Here is a 19172-nt window from a genome sequence, read left to right as displayed (position 1 = left end):
GCATGCTCGACCACCGCGAAACCCCACCCGCCGACGTCCTGATCAAGGGCGCCCACGTCCTCGACCCGCGCTCCGGGATCGACAAGAAGCTCGACGTGCTCGTGCGCAACGGCGCCATCGCCGAGCTCGGCACCGAGCTCTCCCACGACGGCGAGGTGATCGACGGCGAGGGCAAGCACGTCTTCCCCGGCTTCGTCGACCCGCACGTGCACCTGCGCGTCCCGGGCCAGGAGCACAAGGAGGACTTGGAGACCGGCACGCGCAGCGCCGCCGCCGGCGGCTTCGTCGCGATCGTGGCGATGCCGAACACGAGCCCGACGGTCGACTCGGCGCCGGTCCTGCGCAGCCTGCGCGAGGCCGCCCGCCGCGAGGCGCGCATCCCGGTCGGCTTCATGGCGAGCGTCACGACCGGCCTGGCCGGCGACGCCCTGACCGAGATGGCGGAGCTCAAGGACGCCGGGGCACTGGGCTTCACCGACGACGGCAAGCCGGTCTACCGCGCCGGACTGCTCCGTAAAGCGCTTCAGTACCAGAAGCTGGTCGGCGGGATCATCGCCCTGCACGAGGAGGACCCGACGCTGTCGGGCAAGGGCGTCATGCACGAGGGCGAGGTCTCCGCGCGGCTCGGCCTGGCGGGCATCCCGAGCATCAGCGAGTCCACCCTGATCGCCCGCGACGCCGCGATCGCCCGCTACGAGAACGGCCGCATCCACATCCAGCACCTGAGCGCGCGCGAGTCGGTCGAGGCGATCGCCGAGGCCAAGGCACGCGGCGTGAAGATCACCTGCGAGGCCAGCCCGCACCACCTCACGCTGACGCACGAGGCGCTGCTGGAGAAGCTCGACACGCGGCTGAAGATGAACCCGCCGCTGCGCTCCGAGGACGACCGCCAGGCGCTGATCGACGGCCTGCGGACCGGCACGATCGACTGCATCGCCACCGACCACGCGCCGCACGCGCGCGAGGAGAAGGAGGTGCCGTTCGAGGAGGCGCCGATGGGCACGACCGGCCTGGAGACCGCGTTCGCGGCGGTCTACACGGACCTGGTCAAGCCCGGGGTGCTGCCGCTCTCCCTGGTCGTCCAGAAGCTGAGCGCGGGCGCGGCGCTGATGGACCTCCCGACGCCCACGATCGAGGTCGGCAAGCCCGCCGACCTGGTGCTCATCGACCTCGATGCGACCTGGGAGGTCGGCGAGGCGGGCTACGAGTCGCGCTCGGAGAACTGCTGCTTCGCGGGCCGCAGGCTCTCCGGCAAGGTCGTGACCACGATCGCGGCGGGCGGGATCGTCTACCGGGAGCGCTCCCTGACGGTGGTCGGCGGATGACTCGCGCTGCGCGCTCGCATCCGCTGGCGGAACCTCGCCTAGCGGCTCGCTTCCGCCGCCCGCTGTCGTCCGTGGAGGCCTCATGACTGCGTACGTCCTCCTCGAAGACGGCACGCGCTTCGACGGCGAGGCGGTCGGCGCGCACGGCTCGGTGACCGGCGAGGTCGTCTTCACGACCGGCATGTCGGGCTACCAGGAGTCGATGACCGACCCGAGCTTCGCGCGCCAGCTGATCACGTTCACGACCGCGCACGTCGGCAACTACGGCGTGAGCGAAGCCGCGATGGAGTCCGACCGCATCCACGCGGCGGGCGCGATCATGCGCTCCGCGGTCGACTACGACGACGCGCCCGGCGCCGAGCAGGGCTGGCTGAGCTGGTTGCGCGACAACGGCGTCCCCGGGATCGCGGGCGTGGACACGCGGGCGCTGGTCCGCCACATCCGCACCGCGGGCTCGATGCGGGGCGGGATCTTCTCCGCCGACGTGAGCGAGTCCGAGGCCCGCGACCGGATCGCCGCCGAGCCGAGCATGGTCGGCCGCGACCTCGCCCGCGAGGTCACGACGCCCGAACCCCGCGTATACGCAGGCGCAGGCGGCCCGAGGATCGTCGCCCTCGACACCGGCATCAAGCGAAGCATCATCCGCAACTTCACCTCCCGCGGCGCGACGCTGGAGATCCTCCCGTGCACGAGCACGGCCGAGGAGCTGCTGGCGCGCGACCCCGACGGCTTCTTCCTGGTCCCCGGCCCCGGCGACCCCGCGGCGCTGGACTACATCGTGGAGAACATCCGCACGCTGCTGACCACCAAGCCGGTCTTCGGGATCTGCCTCGGCCACCAGCTGCTGTCCCGCGCCGCCGGGCTGGAGACGTTCAAGCTCCCGTTCGGCCACCGCGGCGCCAACCACCCGGTCAAGGACCTGCGGACCGGCCGGATCGCGATCACCAGCCAGAACCACGGCTTCGCGGTCGCCGGCACGCCCGGCGAGATCATCGAGTCCGAGCTGGGCGCGGCCCAGCTGACCCACGTGAACCTCTACGACAACACGATCGAGGGAATCCGCCTGCTCGACGTCCCCGCCGGCTGCGTCCAGTACCACCCCGAGGCGGGCCCCGGCCCCAACGACTCCCTCGGGCTCTTCGACGAGTTCATCGACCTCTTCGCCACGCATGCCTAGGCGCGACGACCTCCACAAGATCCTCGTCCTGGGGAGCGGCCCGATCGTGATCGGCCAGGCCGCCGAGTTCGACTACTCCGGCGCGCAGGCCTGCAAGGTCCTGCTCGAGGAGGGCTACGAGGTCGTGCTCGTGAACTCCAACCCGGCGACGATCATGACCGACCCGGAGTTCGCGACGGCGACCTACGTCGAGCCGCTGCTCCCCGGCCCCGTTCGCCAGGTGATCGAGCGCGAGAAGCCCGACGCGCTGCTGCCCACGCTCGGCGGCCAGACGGCGCTCAACCTCGCCAAGACGCTCTATGAGGACGGCACGCTCGAGGAGTTCGGCGTCGAGCTGATCGGCGCGAACTACGACGCCATCAACCGCGCCGAGGACCGCGAGCAGTTCGACGCGACGATGCAGGCCGCGGGTCTGCGCACCGCGCGCAACACGATCGCGACCTCGTACGAGGAGGCGCACAGCGCGCTCGAGGCGTTCGGGCTGCCGCTGATCATCCGCCCGGCGTTCACGCTCGGCGGCCGCGGCGGCGGCATCGCCCGCACCGCGAAGGACTTCGAGCGGATCGTCGAGCAGGGCCTCGCCGCATCCCCGATCGGCCAGATCCTGATCGACGAGTCGATCCTCGGCTGGGGCGAGTTCGAGCTCGAGGTCATGCGCGACCACGCGGACAACGTCGTGATCGTCTGCTCGATCGAGAACATCGACCCGATGGGCGTCCACACGGGCGACAGCGTCACCGTCGCGCCGCAGCAGACGCTCACCGACCGGACCTACCAGAAGCTGCGCGACCAGGCGATCGCCGTGATCCGCGCCGTGGGCGTCGAGACCGGCGGCTCCAACGTCCAGTTCGCGGTCAACCCGGCGACCGACGAGATCGTCGTGATCGAGATGAACCCGCGCGTGTCGCGGTCGAGCGCCCTCGCGTCGAAGGCGACCGGGTTCCCGATCGCCAAGATCGCCGCCCGCCTCGCGGTCGGCTACACGCTCGACGAGATCCCCAACGACATCACGCGCGCGACGCCGGCGAGCTTCGAGCCGACGCTCGACTACGTGGTCGTCAAGTGGCCGCGGTTCGCGTTCGAGAAGTTCCCGGGCGTCGACGCGACGCTCTCGACCCACATGAAGTCGGTGGGCGAGGTGATGGCGATCGGGCGCACGTTCGGCCAGGCCTTCGGCAAGGCCCTGCGCAGCCGTGAGCTCGACGCGCAGGCCGACCTCAGCGGGACCGACGAGGAGCTGCTGACGCGGCTGGAGTCCCCGTCGGCGGACCGGTTCGACGTGATCCTCGAGCTCCAGCGGCGCGGCATCGCCGACGGCGAGATCCGCGCCCGCACCGGGATCGACATGTGGTACCTGCGCGAGCTGCGGACCGTCGAGCGCTCCTTCGAGGGCCATCGCACCTACAAGGCGGTCGACACCTGCGCCGCCGAGTTCGAGGCCGAGACGCCGTACTACTACTCCGCCTGGGAGACCAACTCGACCGAGTCCGAGGTCCGCCGCGGCGACAAGCCGAGCGTGATGATCCTCGGCTCCGGTCCGAACCGGATCGGCCAGGGGATCGAGTTCGACTACTGCTGCGTGCACGCCGCGATGACCGTCCGCGAGTCCGGGCGCGACGCGGTGATGGTCAACTGCAACCCAGAGACGGTCTCGACCGACTACGACACGTCGGACCGGCTGTACTTCGAGCCGCTCACGCTGGACGACGTGCTGGCGATCGTCGAGGTCGAGCAGCCGGAGGGCGTGATCGTGTCCTTCGGCGGCCAGACCCCGCTGCGGCTCGCGGCGGGGCTCGAACAGGCCGGCGTCAAGCTGCTCGGCACGCAGCCCGAGGCGATCGACCTCGCCGAGGACCGCGGGCGCTTCGGCGCGCTGCTGGAGCGCCTGAACCTGAAGGCGCCGCCGTACGCGCTGGCGAACTCGCCCGAGGAGGCGCTCGCCGCGGCCCCGCAGGTCGGCTACCCGCTGCTCGTGCGCCCGAGCTACGTGCTCGGCGGGCGCGCGATGGAGCTGGCCTACGACGACGCGATGCTCGCGGACTACTTCCGCCGGACCCGGCCGCAGGGTGAGATCTTCCTCGACCGCTTCCTGGAGAACGCGATCGAGGTCGACGTCGACGCGATCTGCGACGGCGAGGACGTCTGGATCGGCGGGATCATGCAGCACGTCGAGGAGGCCGGCATCCACTCCGGCGACTCGGCCTGCGTGTTGCCGCCGCACTCGCTCGGCACCGAGATGCTCGACGAGATCCGCGCCGCGTCGCGCGACCTCGCGCTGGCGCTCGGCGTGGTCGGGCTGATCAACATCCAGTACGGCGTCTACGGCGAGGACCTGTACGTGATCGAGGCCAACCCGCGCGCGTCGCGGACGGTCCCGTTCGTCTCCAAGGCCACCGGCCTGCCGCTGGCCAAGCTCGCCTGCCGGGTGATGCTGGGGGAGAAGCTGGCCTCGATGGGGCTGCCGGACGACCCGTGCGGCAACCACGTGTCGGTCAAGGAGGCCGTGCTGCCGTTCGACCGCTTCAGCGGGACGGACGCGCTGCTCGGCCCGGAGATGCGCTCGACCGGCGAGGTGATGGGTGTGGCCGCCGACTTCCCGACCGCGTTCGCCAAGGCGCAGGCGGCGGTCGGCACGCGGCTGCCGAACGCGGGCACGGTCTTCCTGACCGTCACCGACGCCGACAAGGCGGGCGTGGTCGGCATCGCCAGCCAGCTGCACGACCTCGGCTTCAAGATCGTCGCCACCCGCGGGACCGCCGCCGCGATCAAGCGCATGGGCATCCCGGTGGAGAGCATCAACAAGATCCAGGACGGGTCCAACAACGTGGTGGATTGGATCGACCGCGGCGACGTCGACCTCGTGATCAACACGCCGACCGGCACCGCGGCGCGCTCGGACGGCTACGAGATCCGCCGCGCGGCCGTCGCCCGCGGCGTGCCGTGCATCACAACGATCGCGGGCGGGATGGCGGCCGCGCGGGCGATCGCCGCCGCGCGGGTGTCCGAGCCCTCGGTCGTCTCGCTGCAGGAGTTGCACAAGAACGGGGTCCACGCATGACGCGGACGCTCGCGCCGTTGGGGCGCCGGCTGAGCGAGGTCGTCGAGTACCGCCGCGTCGGCGCCTACGACATCCTCGTCGCCGACGACGCGGACGGCCCAGATCCCGATCCGGGCCAGTTCTACATGCTCACCGCCGCCGAGCGCTGGGGCGGCGGGACCGACGAGCGGCCGTTCCTGCCGCGCGCGTTCAGCGTCATGCGGCGGTCGGCCGGCCGGTTGGAGTTCATGCTCGAGGCCGTCGGCCCCGGGACGACCCGACTGGGTGAGCTTCGTGCCGGTGCCGGGCTGTGGATCGCCGGCCCGTTCGGGATCGGATTCGCGCCGCCGCGCGACGGCCGCGCGCCGCTGTTGGTCGGCGGCGGCGTCGGCACCGCGCCGCTGGCCATCTGGCAGGACGCGACGGGCGCTCCGGCGTTGCTGGGCTTTCGCGACGCCGATCACGCGGCCGGCGCGTCACTGCTGCGCGACGCCCGCGTGGCGACCGACGACGGCAGCGTGGGGCACAAAGGTCCCGTCACTGACCTGCTTTTGGCGGAAATTGGGCGGTCGTCGCATATTGAGGTGTATTCCTGCGGTCCTCCTGGGATGTTGGAAGCCGTGCGAGCGATCTGCGCCGAGCACGACGTCCCGGCTCAGCTCGCGCTCGAGTCCGGGATGGCGTGTGGGTACGGCGCATGCTTCGGCTGCGTGGTCGCCACGAAGGAGGGCTATGTCCGGCTGTGCGTCGATGGACCGGTTCTCGATGCGTCAAGCCTGGTTGCGGTGACGCATCCATGACACCGAGGCAGCACATCCCCACCGCCCCACCCCGATCATCCGACCTCGAGGCGCTGATTCCGTGACGTTCTTGGGACTCGCGGACCCCGTCATCAACGCGTCCGGCACCTTCGACGCCATCGCCGCCCGGCGCGCGTTCGGCGACGCGCTGCTGCGCAACTTCCCCTTCGCCGCGTTCGTGACCAAGACCGTCACGCTCGCGCCGCGGCAGGGCAACCCGCCGCCGCGGCTCTACGAGCTGCCCGGTGGCCTGTTGAACTCGATCGGGCTCCCGAACAAGGGGCTGGACGGCTTTCTGCAACAGGACTTGCCGCAGCTCGCGGAGCTACCGGTGCCGCTGATCGTGAACGTGATGGGCGGCGCGCACGCCGAGGTCGCAGAACTGGTCGAACGGGTGGGTGAGCGCGACGAGGTGACCGCGCTGGAGCTCAACGTCTCGTGCCCGAACGTCAAGACCGGGCTCATGTTCGGCGCCGACCCGGGCGAGGTCGCGGCCCTGCTGGACGCGGTGCGCTCGCGATCGACCAAACCTTTGATCGTCAAGCTGACGCCGAATACGGCGTCTCCCGCAGACGTCGCGGCGGCCGCCGAGCAGCATGGGGCGGACGCCGTCTCATTGATCAACACGCTGCGCGGGATGGCGCCGCATCCGCATCGCCCCGGGGAACCGTGGCTAGGCGGAAGAACAGGTGGCGTGTCCGGTCCGGCGGTGCGAGCGGTGGCCCTTGCACAGGTTTCTGAGGTAAGGGGGCGCGTTCGAATCCCCATCGTCGGGATGGGTGGGATACAGTGCGGCCGTCACGCCAACGACCTCCTGCGTGCGGGCGCAGATCTGGTTGCCGTGGGAAGCGAATCCTTCCGGGATCCGCTCGCTGGTGCGCGCGTGCGAAACGAGTTGTCAACACTTCACCCTGGACACTCAGCACTGTCCAGATAATGCGTCCAAAAGTCCTGCAAACCGCGGGCAATCTTTCGACACCCATGATCAGCATTGAACCTCAACTTCAGGTCAAGGTGAATTACCTACCCAGCCCCTTGTCGGAGGCTCCGAGCGCTGTAGACTCGCCGCCCATGCCGCCAGCGACGAAGACGCCCGCCAAGCCCACCACGGCTGCCCCTGAGCGTTCCCTCGTCCAGCGCATGGAGGCGCTCCAGCGCGCGAACGAGATCAGGACCAAGCGCGCGACGCTCAAGCGTGACCTCAAGGCCGGCAAGGTCAGCATCCATGACCTGCTGCTGGAGCCGCCCGAGTACGTCCATTCAGCCAAGGTCTTCGACCTGCTGCTGGCCGTTCCCAAGTACGGGCGCGTGAAGGTGAACAAGGTCTTGCAGCTCTGCCGTATCTCGCCCTCGAAGACCATCGGCGGCCTGTCGCCGCGTCAGCGCACTGAGCTCGTCTCAATGCTCCGACGCTAGGGCAGTGCCCGGAAAGGTCTTCGTCATCACCGGCCCCTCCGGGGTCGGCAAGGGCACGCTGATCCGCACGCTGCTCGAACGCGTTCCTGCGCTGGAACTCGCCGTCTCCGCCACCACGCGCGACCCGCGCCCGGGGGAGGAGAACGGCGTGCACTACCACTTCCTCGATGACGCCGAGTTCGATCGCCGCGTCATCGAGGGAGACTTCCTCGAGCACGCGGGCTACTCCGGCCGGCGCTACGGGACGTTGCGTTCCGAGCTCGAGAAGCGGACGGCGACCGGCGCGTCGGTCGTGCTCGAGATCGAGGTCCAGGGCGCGCGCCAGGTCGCGGACACGATGCCGGACGCGGTCCGGATCTTCATCGCCCCGCCGAGCGAGGACACGCTGCGGCTGCGCCTCGTCGGCCGCGGTCACGAGACCCCCGAGCAGATCGACGCGCGGATGGCGGTCGCCAAGTCCGAGCTCGCCGCGCAGGACGAGTTCCCGCACATCGTCCTCAACGACGACCTCGCGCGCGCCGCGTCCGAGCTCGAGCAGATCGTGTTGAACGCCTCGCGCTGACGCTGCGTAGGGCGGCCATGCGCAAGATGAGAGTTCTGCTCGCCGCGATGGCGCTGCTCGCCCCTGCCGCGAGCGCGCAGGCGCGCGACCGCGACTACGACCTGCCGCAGGCGGGCGTGTACATCGAGGGGATCGGCGTCGACGAGCACGCCGGGGTCTTCTACGTCTCCGCGACCAACCAGAGCGGGACGATCTATCGCGGCAACCTGTTCGCCCGCGACCGCAAGCTCGAGGTCTGGCAGCCGCCGAGCGCGTCCAACGACGGTCGCGGGATCGATGTCGACCGCTTCGGGCGCGTGTTCGTCGCCGGCGGTCCGGCGGGTGAGGTGCGCGTCTTCGACCGTCGCGGCACGCTGCTCGCCGAGTTGCCGACCGGCGCCGCGGGGTCCTACCTCAACGACGTCTGGATCGGGCCCGAGCGAAGCGGTGACGAGCCCTCTGGGCGAGGCAGTGGTGCAACCTACGTGACCGACTCCTCGCTGCCGGTCATCTGGCGCGTCTCGCAGCCGCACGGGAAGTGGCGAATCGATCGCTTCCTGGACGTCTCGGGCACGATCGCGTACACGCCGCCGCTGACCGACTTCGACCTCGGCGGGATCACGATCACACCCAACGGCCGCTACCTGCTCACGACGCAGGGGACGACGGGGCAGCTGTGGCGGATCGACCTCTGGACGCGCCGGATCAGCCAGGTCGATCTCGGCGGAGCCAACGTGATCAACGCCGACGGGATCGTCCTGCGCGGCCACACCCTCTACGTCGTCCAGAACTTCTCTCGCCAGATCTCCAAGCTCCAACTCGGCCGGCGCTTCGAGCACGGGCGGGTCGTGAAGGTCATGCCGACCCCGGCCGACCGCACCTTCACGACCGCCAAGCCCGTCGGGAGGACGCTGCTGGCGGTCGACTCCAAGTTCGGCTTCCCCGCGACGGCGGCCGTGGCCGAGGACCGGATCGTGGCCATCGACGCCTTCTAGCGGGTGATGTGAACGTCGACCGTGGCGACGTCGGTGTTGTCCTCGGCGTCGCTCGCGATCGCCGACAGGGACAGCGTGGGCTTGCGTCCGGCGGCGAGCGCGCGTGAGAACCGGCGCAGCTGCGCGGCCGGGACCCGGTAGCGGGCGGTCCCGCCGCGCGGCCCCCGGATCGTCTTGTCGAGGAAGAACCCGGCCCTGTCCTTGCCGCCGGTGCCGCGGTAGAAGGCCAGAGCGCCGATGGTGGCCGGCTCGCGCACGGTGATCGCGAATCCGCGGCGCAGCCGGCGCAAGCTCACGTGCGCGCCGTCGCGGACCTGGTCGATACGCACCGACGGCGGCTTGTCGTCGCAGGTGGCGGGGGCCTCGCCCGCGGCGATGTGGGCGAGCCGCGCCCGGCTCGCGAGCCACAGGCCGCCGCCGGGATCGAAGGCGAGCTCCCGGGCCGGGACGGAGGCGGGGACCGTGCTCGTCTCACCCGCGGGCGTGATCCGCAGGAGCCGGCAGGCGTCGGTCGCGAACCACGCGGCCCCGTCGGGCGCGACCGCCACGTCGTCGGTGGTATAGCGGTTGTTGTCGACATCGAACGCGCGGACGTTGCCCGCGACGTCGACGTGCTCGACGCGGTCGTCGTCGAGGAACTCGTTCGTCACCCACACGCCGCCCGCGCCGTCCGCCGCCAGGTGCTCGGGCTCGACCGCGAGGGGAACGGTGGTCGTTCCGCTCGTGGCGACGCGGATCAGCCGGCGGCAGGTGTCATCGGAGATCCAGAGCGCGCCATCCGACGCGCGGGTCATGTCCGCGTAGTCCGAGTCCGGGCCGCAGCGGTCCGGCAGCCCACCCGGCACCCGCGTCGCGATGCCGTTGGTGGCGATGTGCCAGAAGCCATCGCGATCGGCGGTCGGCGACCACATCGTCCCGTCAGGCCCGATCGCGAACACGGACAGGAACGCATCGCGGACGTTCGCGTCGCCGATCACGCTCAGCGTGTCGGAAGCGTCCGCCCGGAGCAGCCCTGAGTCGATCGTCTGAAACCACGCGCTGCCGTCAGGTGCGAGCACGCCTTCGAGGGTTCCTTGGTCCGTGGACGCCGTCCGGAAGCTCCCATCGGGCTGGGCGCGCCCGACGGCGTCGTCGGCGTCGCGGCGGTCGATCATGACCCAGGCACCGCCGTCAGGCCCGGCGACAAGCTGGCTCAGCGAGTTTCCGAGCTTCATCTCTGCGACCACGCCGGCCTGCGCGGGCGCCGCCGCCGTGAGCGCGGCGAGCCCCACCACTGTTGCTAACGCTTTCATGCTCGGCGACCGTAAACGGCCGGTCGCCGCGATTGGGAAAACGTTCCTAGCGCGTGACCGAGATCTCTTCGCGCATCGTCTGGGCGGTGTTGCCGTCGCGATCGGTGACCTCGACGTAGAGGCTGATCACGGGCCGGCGGCGGCGCTCGAGGGTCCTCAGCACGGCCTTCGGAACCCGGAAGACGAGCGTCCCGCCGCGCGCCGACCGGACGATCTTCAGCCGGTCGTCGTGGTCGTCGTCCCCGTAGTCGCCGGCGGCACCGATGACCGCGGGCTCGCGCACGCTGATCCGGATGCCGCGTCGCAGTTGGGCGAGTCGTACCGTACGCCGGAGCGCGGGGGAGAGGCGGACGCTCGGCGGCTTGTCGTCGCACGCGCCTCGGGCGAGCGGCGGCGCCGGGGCGTGGACGAGCCGGTTCGCGCTGGCCAGCCACAGGCCGCCCTGCGGATCGAAGGCGAGCTCGCCCACCGGGATCGGCGCCTCGCCGAAGCTCAGCACGCCGTCGGGCGTGATCCGGCCCAGCTCGCAGCGCCCGAACGCGAGCTGCGCGGCACCGTCCGGCGCGACGGCGATCCCCCAGGCGCGGCGACCGCCGGGCAGCGGCCACCGCTTCAGCGTGCCGGCGGCATCGACGTGACCGACGCCGGGCGAGTCACCGTAATTCCCGAACCACATCCCGCCGGTCGCGTCGGCGGCCAGGTTCCCCAGGCGGTCCGTCGTCGCGAGCGCGATGGTCGAGACCGCACCGTCCGAAGCGATCCGGAACAGCCGGTTGCACGTGGAGTCCGCGGTCCACATCGCGCCGTCGGCGGCGGCCGCGAGCTCGGTCAGGAAGGTCGGGTCCTTGCAGGCCGGCAGCGTGACGGGGGCGTCCGTGACCTTGCCCTGGGCGTCGATCCGTACCAGCGCCGGGCTCGCGAACGAGCCGTTCCACGACCAGAGCGTGCCGTCAGGGCCCTTGGCCGCGAGGAACCCGGCCGCCGCGCTCAGCCGGCTGCGGGTCACGGTCCCGGCCGCGTCGGAGCGATACAGGTCCAAGCCGTTCGGGAACCAGGCCTGGCCGTCCGGGCCGACCGCCGCCGACACGGTCGACAGCGGCCCCTGGACCGTCACCTGGCGGAACGCGTTGCCGGCGGTGGCGTGACCGATCGCGTCGTTCCACCGCGCCGACGGGTTCCTGGCGAGCCCGAGGAGCAGGCGATCGATCGACACCCAGGCACCGCCGTCGGGCCCGGCGACGAGCGTGCCGAACGAGCTCCCGAGCCCGAGGTGGGCGACCTCGACGGGCGCGGCCGGCTGGGCGGAGACCGCCAGCGCGAGCGCGGCCGCGCTAGCGGCGAACATGCAGCTCTCCGCCGACCGTCGCGACGTTCCCCTCGCGGTCGACGGCGTCCACGAACAGCGTCAGCCGCGGGCGCTGGCCCGCGCGGACGAGGCCGGCGATGCGGCTGATCCAGAGTTTCGGCACGCGGAATGTGTACCGGCGGGGGTGGTCGGACGTGCGCTCGAGCTGGCGCGGCGTGCGGGTCCCGTAGCCGGCCATCAGCGAGATCCGTGCCGCCTCGGGCACCTCGATCCGGAAGCCCTTGCGCAGCGCGGCGAGCCGGATCGTCCCGCCGGTCGCGGGCCGGATGCGCACCCGCGGAGGCGTGTCGTCGCAGCCGGCGCCGTTGAGCTCGCCGGTCGTCGTGCGGACGACGCGTGCCGGGCTCGCCAGCCAGAGCGCGCCGGCCGCGTCGAAAGCCAGTTGGCGAGCGGGGATCGGCGCGGGCACGAAGGCGACCGCCTTGCCGGTGACGTGCCCGAGCGTGCACGTCCCGACGGTGAACCAGGCGCTGCCGTCGGGCGCGGCGGCGATGTCCGCGGGCATGCCGCGGCGCAGGTCGTACGGCGCACGCGTGATCGCGCCGCCCACGTCGGCGTGGCCGATCACCGGCTGGACGTCCTGCGTGAACCACACGCCGCCCGCCGGGTCCGCGGCGAGCGCGGTCGGCAGCTCGTCGTCGCGCACCGGGAAGCTCTGCACCGCGTCGCCGGCGAGGCGCAGGAGTCGCGGGCAGGCCCAGTCGCTCATCCACATCGCGCCGTCGGGCGCGCGCGTCATGTCGACCAGCTGCGGCTTGTGGGCGCAGCCGGTGGGGGCGAACGGCGTGCGGGCGAGGACGCCCTGCGCGGTCACGTGCGCGAGCGCGTCGGACTCGACGCCCGAGACCCACAAGGTCCCGTCCGGGCCGGTCGCGAACGCCGAGCCGATGCCGTCGCCGAGGTCGAGCGAGGTCAGCGCGCCGGCGGCGTCCGCGCGCACGAGCACGTTGTCGCCGTCGGTCCCGAACCACGCCGCGCCGTCCGGCCCGAGCGCGGCGGCGGCGCTCAGCGGGGTCGTCACCGGGCTCGTGACGACGGCGGCGCCGGGCGCGACGCGGGCGATCGCGATGTCCTTGGGACGCACGACCGAGACCCACGCGCCGCCGTCGTTTCCGACCACGAGGCCGCGGATCGCGTCGCCGAGTCCGAAGCGCGCCACGTCCTCGGCATGTGCCGGAGTTGTCGTCATTAGCAGGGCGATCAACGCCACAGCTAGACTAAGCGCGTGATTTCTCCCCGCGTAGACCGCCTGCTCGAGCATGTCGACTCACCCTATGCGAGCGTGATCGTCGCCGCCAAGCGCGCGCGTCAGATCAACTCGTACTACCACAACCTCGGTGAGGGCACCTTCGAGGAGTTCCCGCCGCCGATGGTCGACACGGCTTCGAAGAACTACCTCACGATCGCTCTCGAGGAAGTCGCCACGGGCAAAGTGGCGTACCGCTACCGCTAAGGCGACGCAGCCGTGGCGCGCATCCTGCTCGGTGTGTGCGGCGGCATCGCGGCCTACAAGTCGCTCGAGTTCACCCGCCTCGCGCTGAAGGCGGGCCACAGCGTGCGCGTGGTGCAGACCGAGGCCTCCACGCGCTTCGTCGGCCAGGCCTCCTTCGCCGGGATCACCGGCGCGCCCGTGCTGCTCACCGAGTGGGAGTCCGACCCGCTGCGCGGCGTCTTCCCCGGTGACCCGCTGCCCGAGCATGCCCCGCTCTCGCACCTCGCGCTGATCGAGCGCGCCGATCTGTATCTGATCGCCCCGGCGACGGCTCAAACCATTGCCAAGCTCGCGCACGGCAACGCGGACAATCTGCTGACGGCCGCCGCGTTGGCGTGCCGACGACCGCTGCTGGTCGCTCCGGCCATGAACAACGCGATGTACGAGCACGCCGCCACCCAAGCCAACCTCGAGACGCTGCGCTCACGCGGGGTGACGGTGCTCGCCCCGGGGGTCGGTCCGCTCGGCTCGCCGGGGGAGTTCGGCATCGGGCGGCTGCCCGAGCCGCCGGAGCTGCTCGCGGCGGTCGAGGGCGCGCTGGCGGTGGGTGGCGAACTCGATGGTGCGAACGTGCTCGTGACCGCCGGTGGAACGCGCGAGCCGATCGACTCGGTCCGTTTCGTCGGCAATCGCTCGTCGGGGCGGATGGGGTTCGCGCTGGCCGAAGAGGCGCAGCGGCGCGGCGCGAAGGTCACCGTGATCGCGGCCAACGTGTCGATCCCGCGCGCGCCGGGAATCGAATACATCGACGTGGGCACCGCCGCCGAGCTCGCCGATGCATGCGCTGAGCGCTTCGCCGAATGCGACGTGCTGTTGATGGCGGCGGCCGTCGCCGACTACCGTCCCGCGGATGCGCGCGCGGGCAAGATCAAGAAGGACCAGGCGGGCGGGGAACTGAACCTCTCGCTCGTACGTACCACCGACGTGCTCTCGTCGCTCGCGGACCGTCGTCGCCCCGGCCAGCTGCTCGTCGGCTTCGCCGCCGAGCACGGCGAGGGCGCGCTGGCCTACGGGCGCGGGAAACTCGCGCGTAAGAAACTCGACGCGATCGTCGTTAATGACATCGGCGGAGCCGGAATCGGCTTCGAGTCCACCGATAACGAAGTCTGGATCGTCACCGCCGACCAGGAGCGGCACGTTCCCAAGGCGTCCAAGGGCCGGATCGCGGCGGCGATCCTCGATGCCGTCTTGAGCCGCCGTTCATCAAACGACATAAAGGTTCGACGCTGAATGGAACCCTTGGAGGAGGCCGTCCCGGAGCGGCTCGCGCAAGCCGAGATCGACACGGCGGTCTCGGTCGCCCGGCGCGTCACTGAGAACATCCGCCGCGCCGTCGAGGTCAAAGACGAGGTGCTCGAGCACGTCACCGTGTCGCTGCTCGCCGAGGGGCACATCCTCGTCGAGGACTATCCGGGCGTCGGCAAGACCGCGCTCGCGCGCGCCCTGTCGCGCTCGATCGACTGCGCGTTCGCCCGCGTGCAGTGCACCGCCGACCTGCTGCCGGCCGACATCGTCGGCTCCCAGATCTACAACCAGCGCGAGGGCCGCTTCGAGTTCCGCCCGGGGCCGATCTTCGCCAACGTGGTGATCGTCGACGAGGTCAACCGCGCGTCGCCGAAGACCCAGTCCGGCCTGCTCGAGTGCATGCAGGAGCGCCACGTCACCGTGGACGCGACCTCGCACGAGCTCGCCCGCCCGTTCCTGGTCTTCGCGACCCAGAACCCCGTCGAGTACGAGGGCACCTACCCGCTGCCCGAGGCGCAGGTCGACCGCTTCATGGTCCGGCTCTCGCTCGGCTACCCGGACGCCAACGCCGAGGCCGGCATGCTGCTCGGCCACGAGTCGCGCGACAAGGTGCTCGAGCTCGAGGCGGTCGCCGACCGCGCCGAGATCGTCGAGGCGGTCGAGACCGCCCACCGCGTCCACGCGTCGCGCGCCCTGCGCGACTACATCGTCGCGCTGCTGCGCCGCACCCGCGAGGACGACCGCGTCGAGCTCGGCGCGTCCCCGCGAGCGGGCCTGATGCTGCTGCGCGCCGCCAAGGCCCGCGCGCTCGTGCACGGCCGCGACCACGCGCTGCCCGACGACGTCCAGGCCCTCGCCGACGCGGTCCTCTCGCACCGCCTGATGCTCGCCCCCGAGGCCGCGGGCGTGCAGCGGTCGGAGATCGTCCGCGACGCGATCGCGTCCGTCCGGGCGCTGTGAGGCACTAGTGCGCAGCGCGATCGGGTGCGCGGCGCTCGGGGTGCTGCTGCTGGTCGTCGCCGGGACATTCGACGCTGAACCGCTCTACGTCACCGGCGCGGCGCTGCTGCTGCTCGGGGCGGGTGCGGGGCTGTGGATCGGGCTGGGCGGCGTGGGGGCGAAGCTCGGGCGCGAGATCAGCGTCCGCTCGGTCGTCGAGGATCAGCCGCTGCAGGTCAAGTTGAGCGCGAAGGCGGGGCGGATCCCGCTGCCGCCCGGCTGGATCGACGAGCCGCTCCTGCCCGAGCCCGTGCGCCTGCCGGCCGGGCGGCGCTCGGCGCGGGTGCGGATCGAGGTCACGTTCGGGCGCCGCGGGCGCCGCCGGCTCCCGCCGCCCGCGCTCGTCCTGCGCGACCCGTTCGGGCTCGCCCAGCGCGTGATCGCGGGCCCGTCGACCGACGAGATCCTCGTGCTCCCGAAGCTCTACCCGGTCAACCTGACCGCGGGCGGGGGAGACGCGACCCCCGCGCACGCCCGCGCGTCGCTGCTCGCCGCGGCCGAGACCGAGATCGACGGCCTGCGCCCGTGGCGTGAGGGCTCGCCCGCCTCGCGCATCCACTGGCAGTCGTTCGCACGCGGCGCCGGCCTGATGGAGCGCAAGCTGATCTCCGAGGCCGACTCGCGCCCGCTGGTCGTGATGGACCCGCGCGCGGCGTCGTCGCCCGAGGCGCTGGACGCGGCGGTGCGCGCCGCCTGCTCGCTGGCCGTGCACTTCGCCCGCAAGACCGGCTGCTCGCTGCTGCTGCCGGGCGACCGCCGCGCCGCCGTGATCGAGCACGACCTGCTCGCCTGGCCCGCCCTGCACGTGCGGATGGCGCTGATGGACGACCGCGCCGGCCCGTCGCTCGCCGCCGCCCAGAACCGCCGCGGCCTGGTGCTCTACGTCGCCGCCCGCCCCGTCGACCGCGCCCCGCGCGGCCTCGGCCGCACCCCGGGCGGGTGCGTGATCGTCGTCCCGGGCGACGTCCCAGGCCGCCGCCCGATCCTCGAGGTCGCCGGTTGCCACGGCTACGCCGCCGGCCGCCACTCGGGCGCCGCCGCCGTCGCCGCCCTGGAGGGCGCGGCGTGACCCGCACGCGAGTGTCGACTTCCGCGATCCCTGCGCGAGAAACTCGACGCTCGCGCGCGACGACCGCGCGCCCACACGCCGCTGGAGCGCGCTCGTGAGCGCGACGCTCTCGCCGCCCCCGCCGACGCGGCCGCACACGGACGACGACGTCTCCACGACGCACCTGTCCGCGCCGAGCAAGCCCGCGATCCGGGCGGCGACGGGCGCGACGCTGCTGCCGGTCGCGATCGCGCGGGCGATCGCCTTCGTCGCCCTCGCCGGGTGGGGCGCGCTGCACTGGATGTCGATGCTCGAGCCGTCCGAGCCCGGGCGCGGGTGGACGGTGCTGTTCGTCGGGATCCTCGCGGTCGCGGCGATGCTCGGCGCCGGCCGGCTCGAAGGCCGCAAGCGCACGCTCGCCGCGGTCGTCGCGATCATCCCGCTGACGGCGCTGATGCTGATGGCCGGGCGGGTCGCGGACGAGCTCGTCGTGCCGAGCGGGTGGAGCGAGCTCGCGGCCGGCATCTCGCGCGGCGTCTCCGACCTGCCGGGTGTGCGCGTGCCCTACCGCGGCCTCGACGACTGGGTGCGGACCGTGATCCCGCTCGGCGGCTCGGCGCTCGTCCTGGCCGCCGCGCTGCTCGCGTTCTGGCCGCGGCGGGCGAAGCTCGGCTTCCCGCTCCCGGCGCTGCTGCTGCTGGTCGTGCTCTACGTGGTGCCGGTCGTCGCGCTCGACTTCACCGTCGAGTTCCTGCGCGGCGCGGTGTTCACGCTGCTGATGGTCGCCTTCCTGCGGCTGGAGAAGCTGCGACGGCTGGATTCGCCGGCGGCGTTCGCGCTGGCCGGGATCGCGACGCTGCTCGCGCTCGGCGCCGCGCCGCTGCTCAACCGCGACCAGCCGTGGTTCGACTACGAGACCTGGGCGTCGGAGACCTCGACGTCGAAGTCGACCTCGTTCACCTGGGGCGTCCAGGACTACACCGGGCTCAACTGGCCCCGCGACGGCCGCGAGCTGATCCGCGTCAGAGCCAAGACCCCCGCCTACTGGAAGGCCGAGAACCTCGACGAGTTCAACGGCCAGACGTGGGAGCGCTCGCAGGTGCCGTTCGGCGTCTCGGAGCTGCCGACCGACAACGCGCTGGGGATCCGCCGCTGGACGCAGCAGATCAAGGTCTCCTTCCGCAACCTGCGCTCCGACCAGTTCATCACCGCGGGCTACGCGACCGGGATCGAGATCCCGCGCCTGATCACGGTGCCGACGTCGGACGGTCTCTACGTGCCGTCGCGCACGCTGCGGCGCGGCGACGCGTACACGGCGACGGTCTACACGCCCAAGCCGACCGAGGCGCAGCGCCGCCGCGCGGGCACCGACTACTCGCCCGAGCTCGCCAACTACCTCGGGATCGACACGAACCTGCCGGGGGCGCCCGGCGGCGTGCGGCTGACGTTCCCGTTCTTCGGCGTCGACGACCCGGAGATCCACATGGGCGGCGCGCGCGTCGGGACGCCGGACGAGGCGATCGCCCGCGCCGGCCTCACCCGCATCTACGAGCTCTCGCAGGAGCTCGCCGACGGCGCCAAGACGCCGGACGACTACGTCCAGAAGGTGCTCGCCTACTTCGCGCAGGACAGCTTCCAGTACTCGGAGGTCCCGCCGAAGGAGTCCGCGACGCTCGACGGCTTCCTCTTCGGCTCCAAGATCGGCTACTGCCAGCAGTACTCGGGCGCGATGGCGCTGCTGCTGCGCATGGGCGGCATCCCCGCGCGAGTGGTGAGCGGGTTCAGCACCGGCGCGACCGACCTCAAGACGGGGGAGTACGTGGTCCGCGACTTCGACGCCCACGCGTGGGTCGAGGCCTACTACCCGCACTGGGGCTGGCTGACCTTCGACCCGACCCCGGCCGACTCGCCCGCCCGCGGCACGCCCAACGACACCAACCGCGCCTCGCTCAACCTCGCCGGTGGCGGCACGGGCAGCTTCGGCGGCGACCCGGTCTCCGAGCGCGGCGCGGGCACGACCGCGTCCGTCGAGCCGGCGCCGTGGTGGCGGATCCCGGCGATCGTCCTGGGGGCGGCCGCGTTCTTCGGCTTCGTCTTCCTCGCCCTGCGCCGCTGGCGCCGCGGCGCCCCGCCGGCGCTCAATGAGCTCGAGCGGGCGCTCAAGCGCACGCGCCGCGAGCCGGCCCCGGGCACGACCTTGCACGCGCTCGAGCTGCGCTTCGCCAACACGCCCGCCGCGGCCGGGTACGTGCGCGCACTGCGCGAGAACCGCTACCGCGACCAGCCGGGCCACCCGACCCGCGCGCAGCGCCGTGGGCTGCGGTCCGAGCTCGGACGCGGCGGCGGCATTTTGGGTCGAATCCGGGCCTGGTGGGCCCTCCCGCCGAGGTAGGCACAGGCCTACAATCCGTTCGATGGACGATTGCTACGACCTCTATC

Annotated in this window: 16 protein-coding genes; 13 read left to right on the top strand and 3 right to left on the bottom strand. The window is 71.9% G+C overall.

What is annotated here, in order from left to right; all coding sequences use genetic code 11:
• Positions 1-2: 2 nt before the first annotated feature.
• From G569_RS0122715 to G569_RS50745, 8 genes are all read left to right on the top strand, one after another.
• Complete coding sequence (locus G569_RS0122715) at positions 3-1325, top strand: dihydroorotase (protein WP_053226838.1); 1323 nt, start codon at positions 3-5, stop codon at positions 1323-1325.
• A gap of 82 nt (positions 1326-1407) precedes the next feature.
• Positions 1408-2502, top strand: coding sequence for a glutamine-hydrolyzing carbamoyl-phosphate synthase small subunit (gene carA / locus G569_RS0122710; RefSeq protein ID WP_028065121.1), 1095 nt, complete (start codon positions 1408-1410; stop codon positions 2500-2502).
• The gene (carB, locus tag G569_RS0122705) at positions 2495-5560 is read left to right on the top strand and encodes a carbamoyl-phosphate synthase large subunit (RefSeq protein ID WP_028065120.1); all 3066 of its coding nucleotides are present in this window, start codon (positions 2495-2497) and stop codon (positions 5558-5560) included. The genes carA and carB overlap by 8 nt, the downstream gene beginning before the upstream one ends.
• Entirely contained in the window at positions 5557-6339 is a 783-nt protein-coding gene (locus tag G569_RS50755; RefSeq protein WP_053226837.1) for an iron-sulfur cluster-binding protein, read from the top strand. The genes carB and G569_RS50755 overlap by 4 nt, the downstream gene beginning before the upstream one ends.
• Positions 6340-6400: 61 nt before the next feature.
• Entirely contained in the window at positions 6401-7276 is an 876-nt protein-coding gene (locus G569_RS50750; protein WP_053226836.1) for a dihydroorotate dehydrogenase, read from the top strand.
• Between the two features lie 134 nt (positions 7277-7410).
• Positions 7411-7755: an integration host factor, actinobacterial type gene (gene mihF / locus G569_RS0122690; RefSeq protein WP_028065119.1), complete on the top strand. Its 345-nt coding sequence runs from the start codon at positions 7411-7413 to the stop codon at positions 7753-7755.
• A 4-nt stretch (positions 7756-7759) separates the two neighbouring features.
• Entirely contained in the window at positions 7760-8317 is a 558-nt protein-coding gene (gene gmk / locus G569_RS0122685; protein ID WP_028065118.1) for a guanylate kinase, read from the top strand.
• Positions 8318-8343: 26 nt separating this feature from the next.
• Positions 8344-9291, top strand: a complete 948-nt coding sequence (locus tag G569_RS50745) for an SMP-30/gluconolactonase/LRE family protein (RefSeq protein WP_157592231.1) — start codon at positions 8344-8346, stop codon at positions 9289-9291.
• Here G569_RS50745 and G569_RS0122675 read toward each other — a convergent pair.
• The 3 genes from G569_RS0122675 to G569_RS58675 are packed head-to-tail and all read right to left on the bottom strand — an operon-like array spanning position 9288 to position 13153.
• The gene (locus G569_RS0122675) at positions 9288-10583 is read right to left on the bottom strand and encodes a virginiamycin B lyase family protein (protein WP_157592230.1); all 1296 of its coding nucleotides are present in this window, start codon (positions 10581-10583) and stop codon (positions 9288-9290) included. The genes G569_RS50745 and G569_RS0122675 overlap by 4 nt on opposite strands.
• A 46-nt stretch (positions 10584-10629) precedes the next feature.
• On the bottom strand, positions 10630-11928 hold the full coding sequence (locus G569_RS0122670; RefSeq protein WP_028065116.1) for a Vgb family protein: 1299 nt from the start codon (positions 11926-11928) through the stop codon (positions 10630-10632).
• Positions 11915-13153, bottom strand: coding sequence for a Vgb family protein (locus G569_RS58675; RefSeq protein ID WP_157592229.1), 1239 nt, complete (start codon positions 13151-13153; stop codon positions 11915-11917). Before G569_RS58675 ends, G569_RS0122670 begins: the two co-directional genes overlap by 14 nt.
• 21 nt (positions 13154-13174) lie before the next feature.
• On the opposite strand from G569_RS58675, the gene rpoZ reads away from it, so the two are divergent.
• The 5 genes from rpoZ to G569_RS0122640 all read left to right on the top strand — a co-directional run bounded on the left by rpoZ (position 13175) and on the right by G569_RS0122640 (position 19125).
• On the top strand, positions 13175-13402 hold the full coding sequence (rpoZ, locus tag G569_RS0122660) for a DNA-directed RNA polymerase subunit omega (protein WP_028065114.1): 228 nt from the start codon (positions 13175-13177) through the stop codon (positions 13400-13402).
• A 12-nt stretch (positions 13403-13414) separates the two neighbouring features.
• Positions 13415-14671 carry a bifunctional phosphopantothenoylcysteine decarboxylase/phosphopantothenate--cysteine ligase CoaBC gene (gene coaBC, locus G569_RS0122655; protein ID WP_028065113.1) on the top strand — a complete coding sequence of 419 codons (1257 nt, stop codon included), beginning with the start codon at positions 13415-13417 and terminating at the stop codon, positions 14669-14671.
• Positions 14672-15646: an AAA family ATPase gene (locus tag G569_RS0122650; protein ID WP_037498423.1), complete on the top strand. Its 975-nt coding sequence runs from the start codon at positions 14672-14674 to the stop codon at positions 15644-15646. It begins immediately after the preceding gene.
• 7 nt (positions 15647-15653) lie between these two features.
• A complete protein-coding gene (locus G569_RS0122645) occupies positions 15654-16754 on the top strand; it encodes a DUF58 domain-containing protein (protein ID WP_028065111.1) in 1101 nt (366 codons plus the stop codon).
• A 94-nt stretch (positions 16755-16848) separates the two neighbouring features.
• Positions 16849-19125, top strand: a complete 2277-nt coding sequence (locus tag G569_RS0122640) for a transglutaminase TgpA family protein (protein ID WP_028065110.1) — start codon at positions 16849-16851, stop codon at positions 19123-19125.
• Positions 19126-19172: the final 47 nt, after the last annotated feature.

Source organism: Solirubrobacter soli DSM 22325, from assembly GCF_000423665.1.
Lineage (GTDB): Bacteria > Actinomycetota > Thermoleophilia > Solirubrobacterales > Solirubrobacteraceae > Solirubrobacter > Solirubrobacter soli.
The sequence above is the reverse complement of the archived record's forward strand: the minus strand, read 5'-3'. Positions and strand labels throughout refer to the sequence as shown.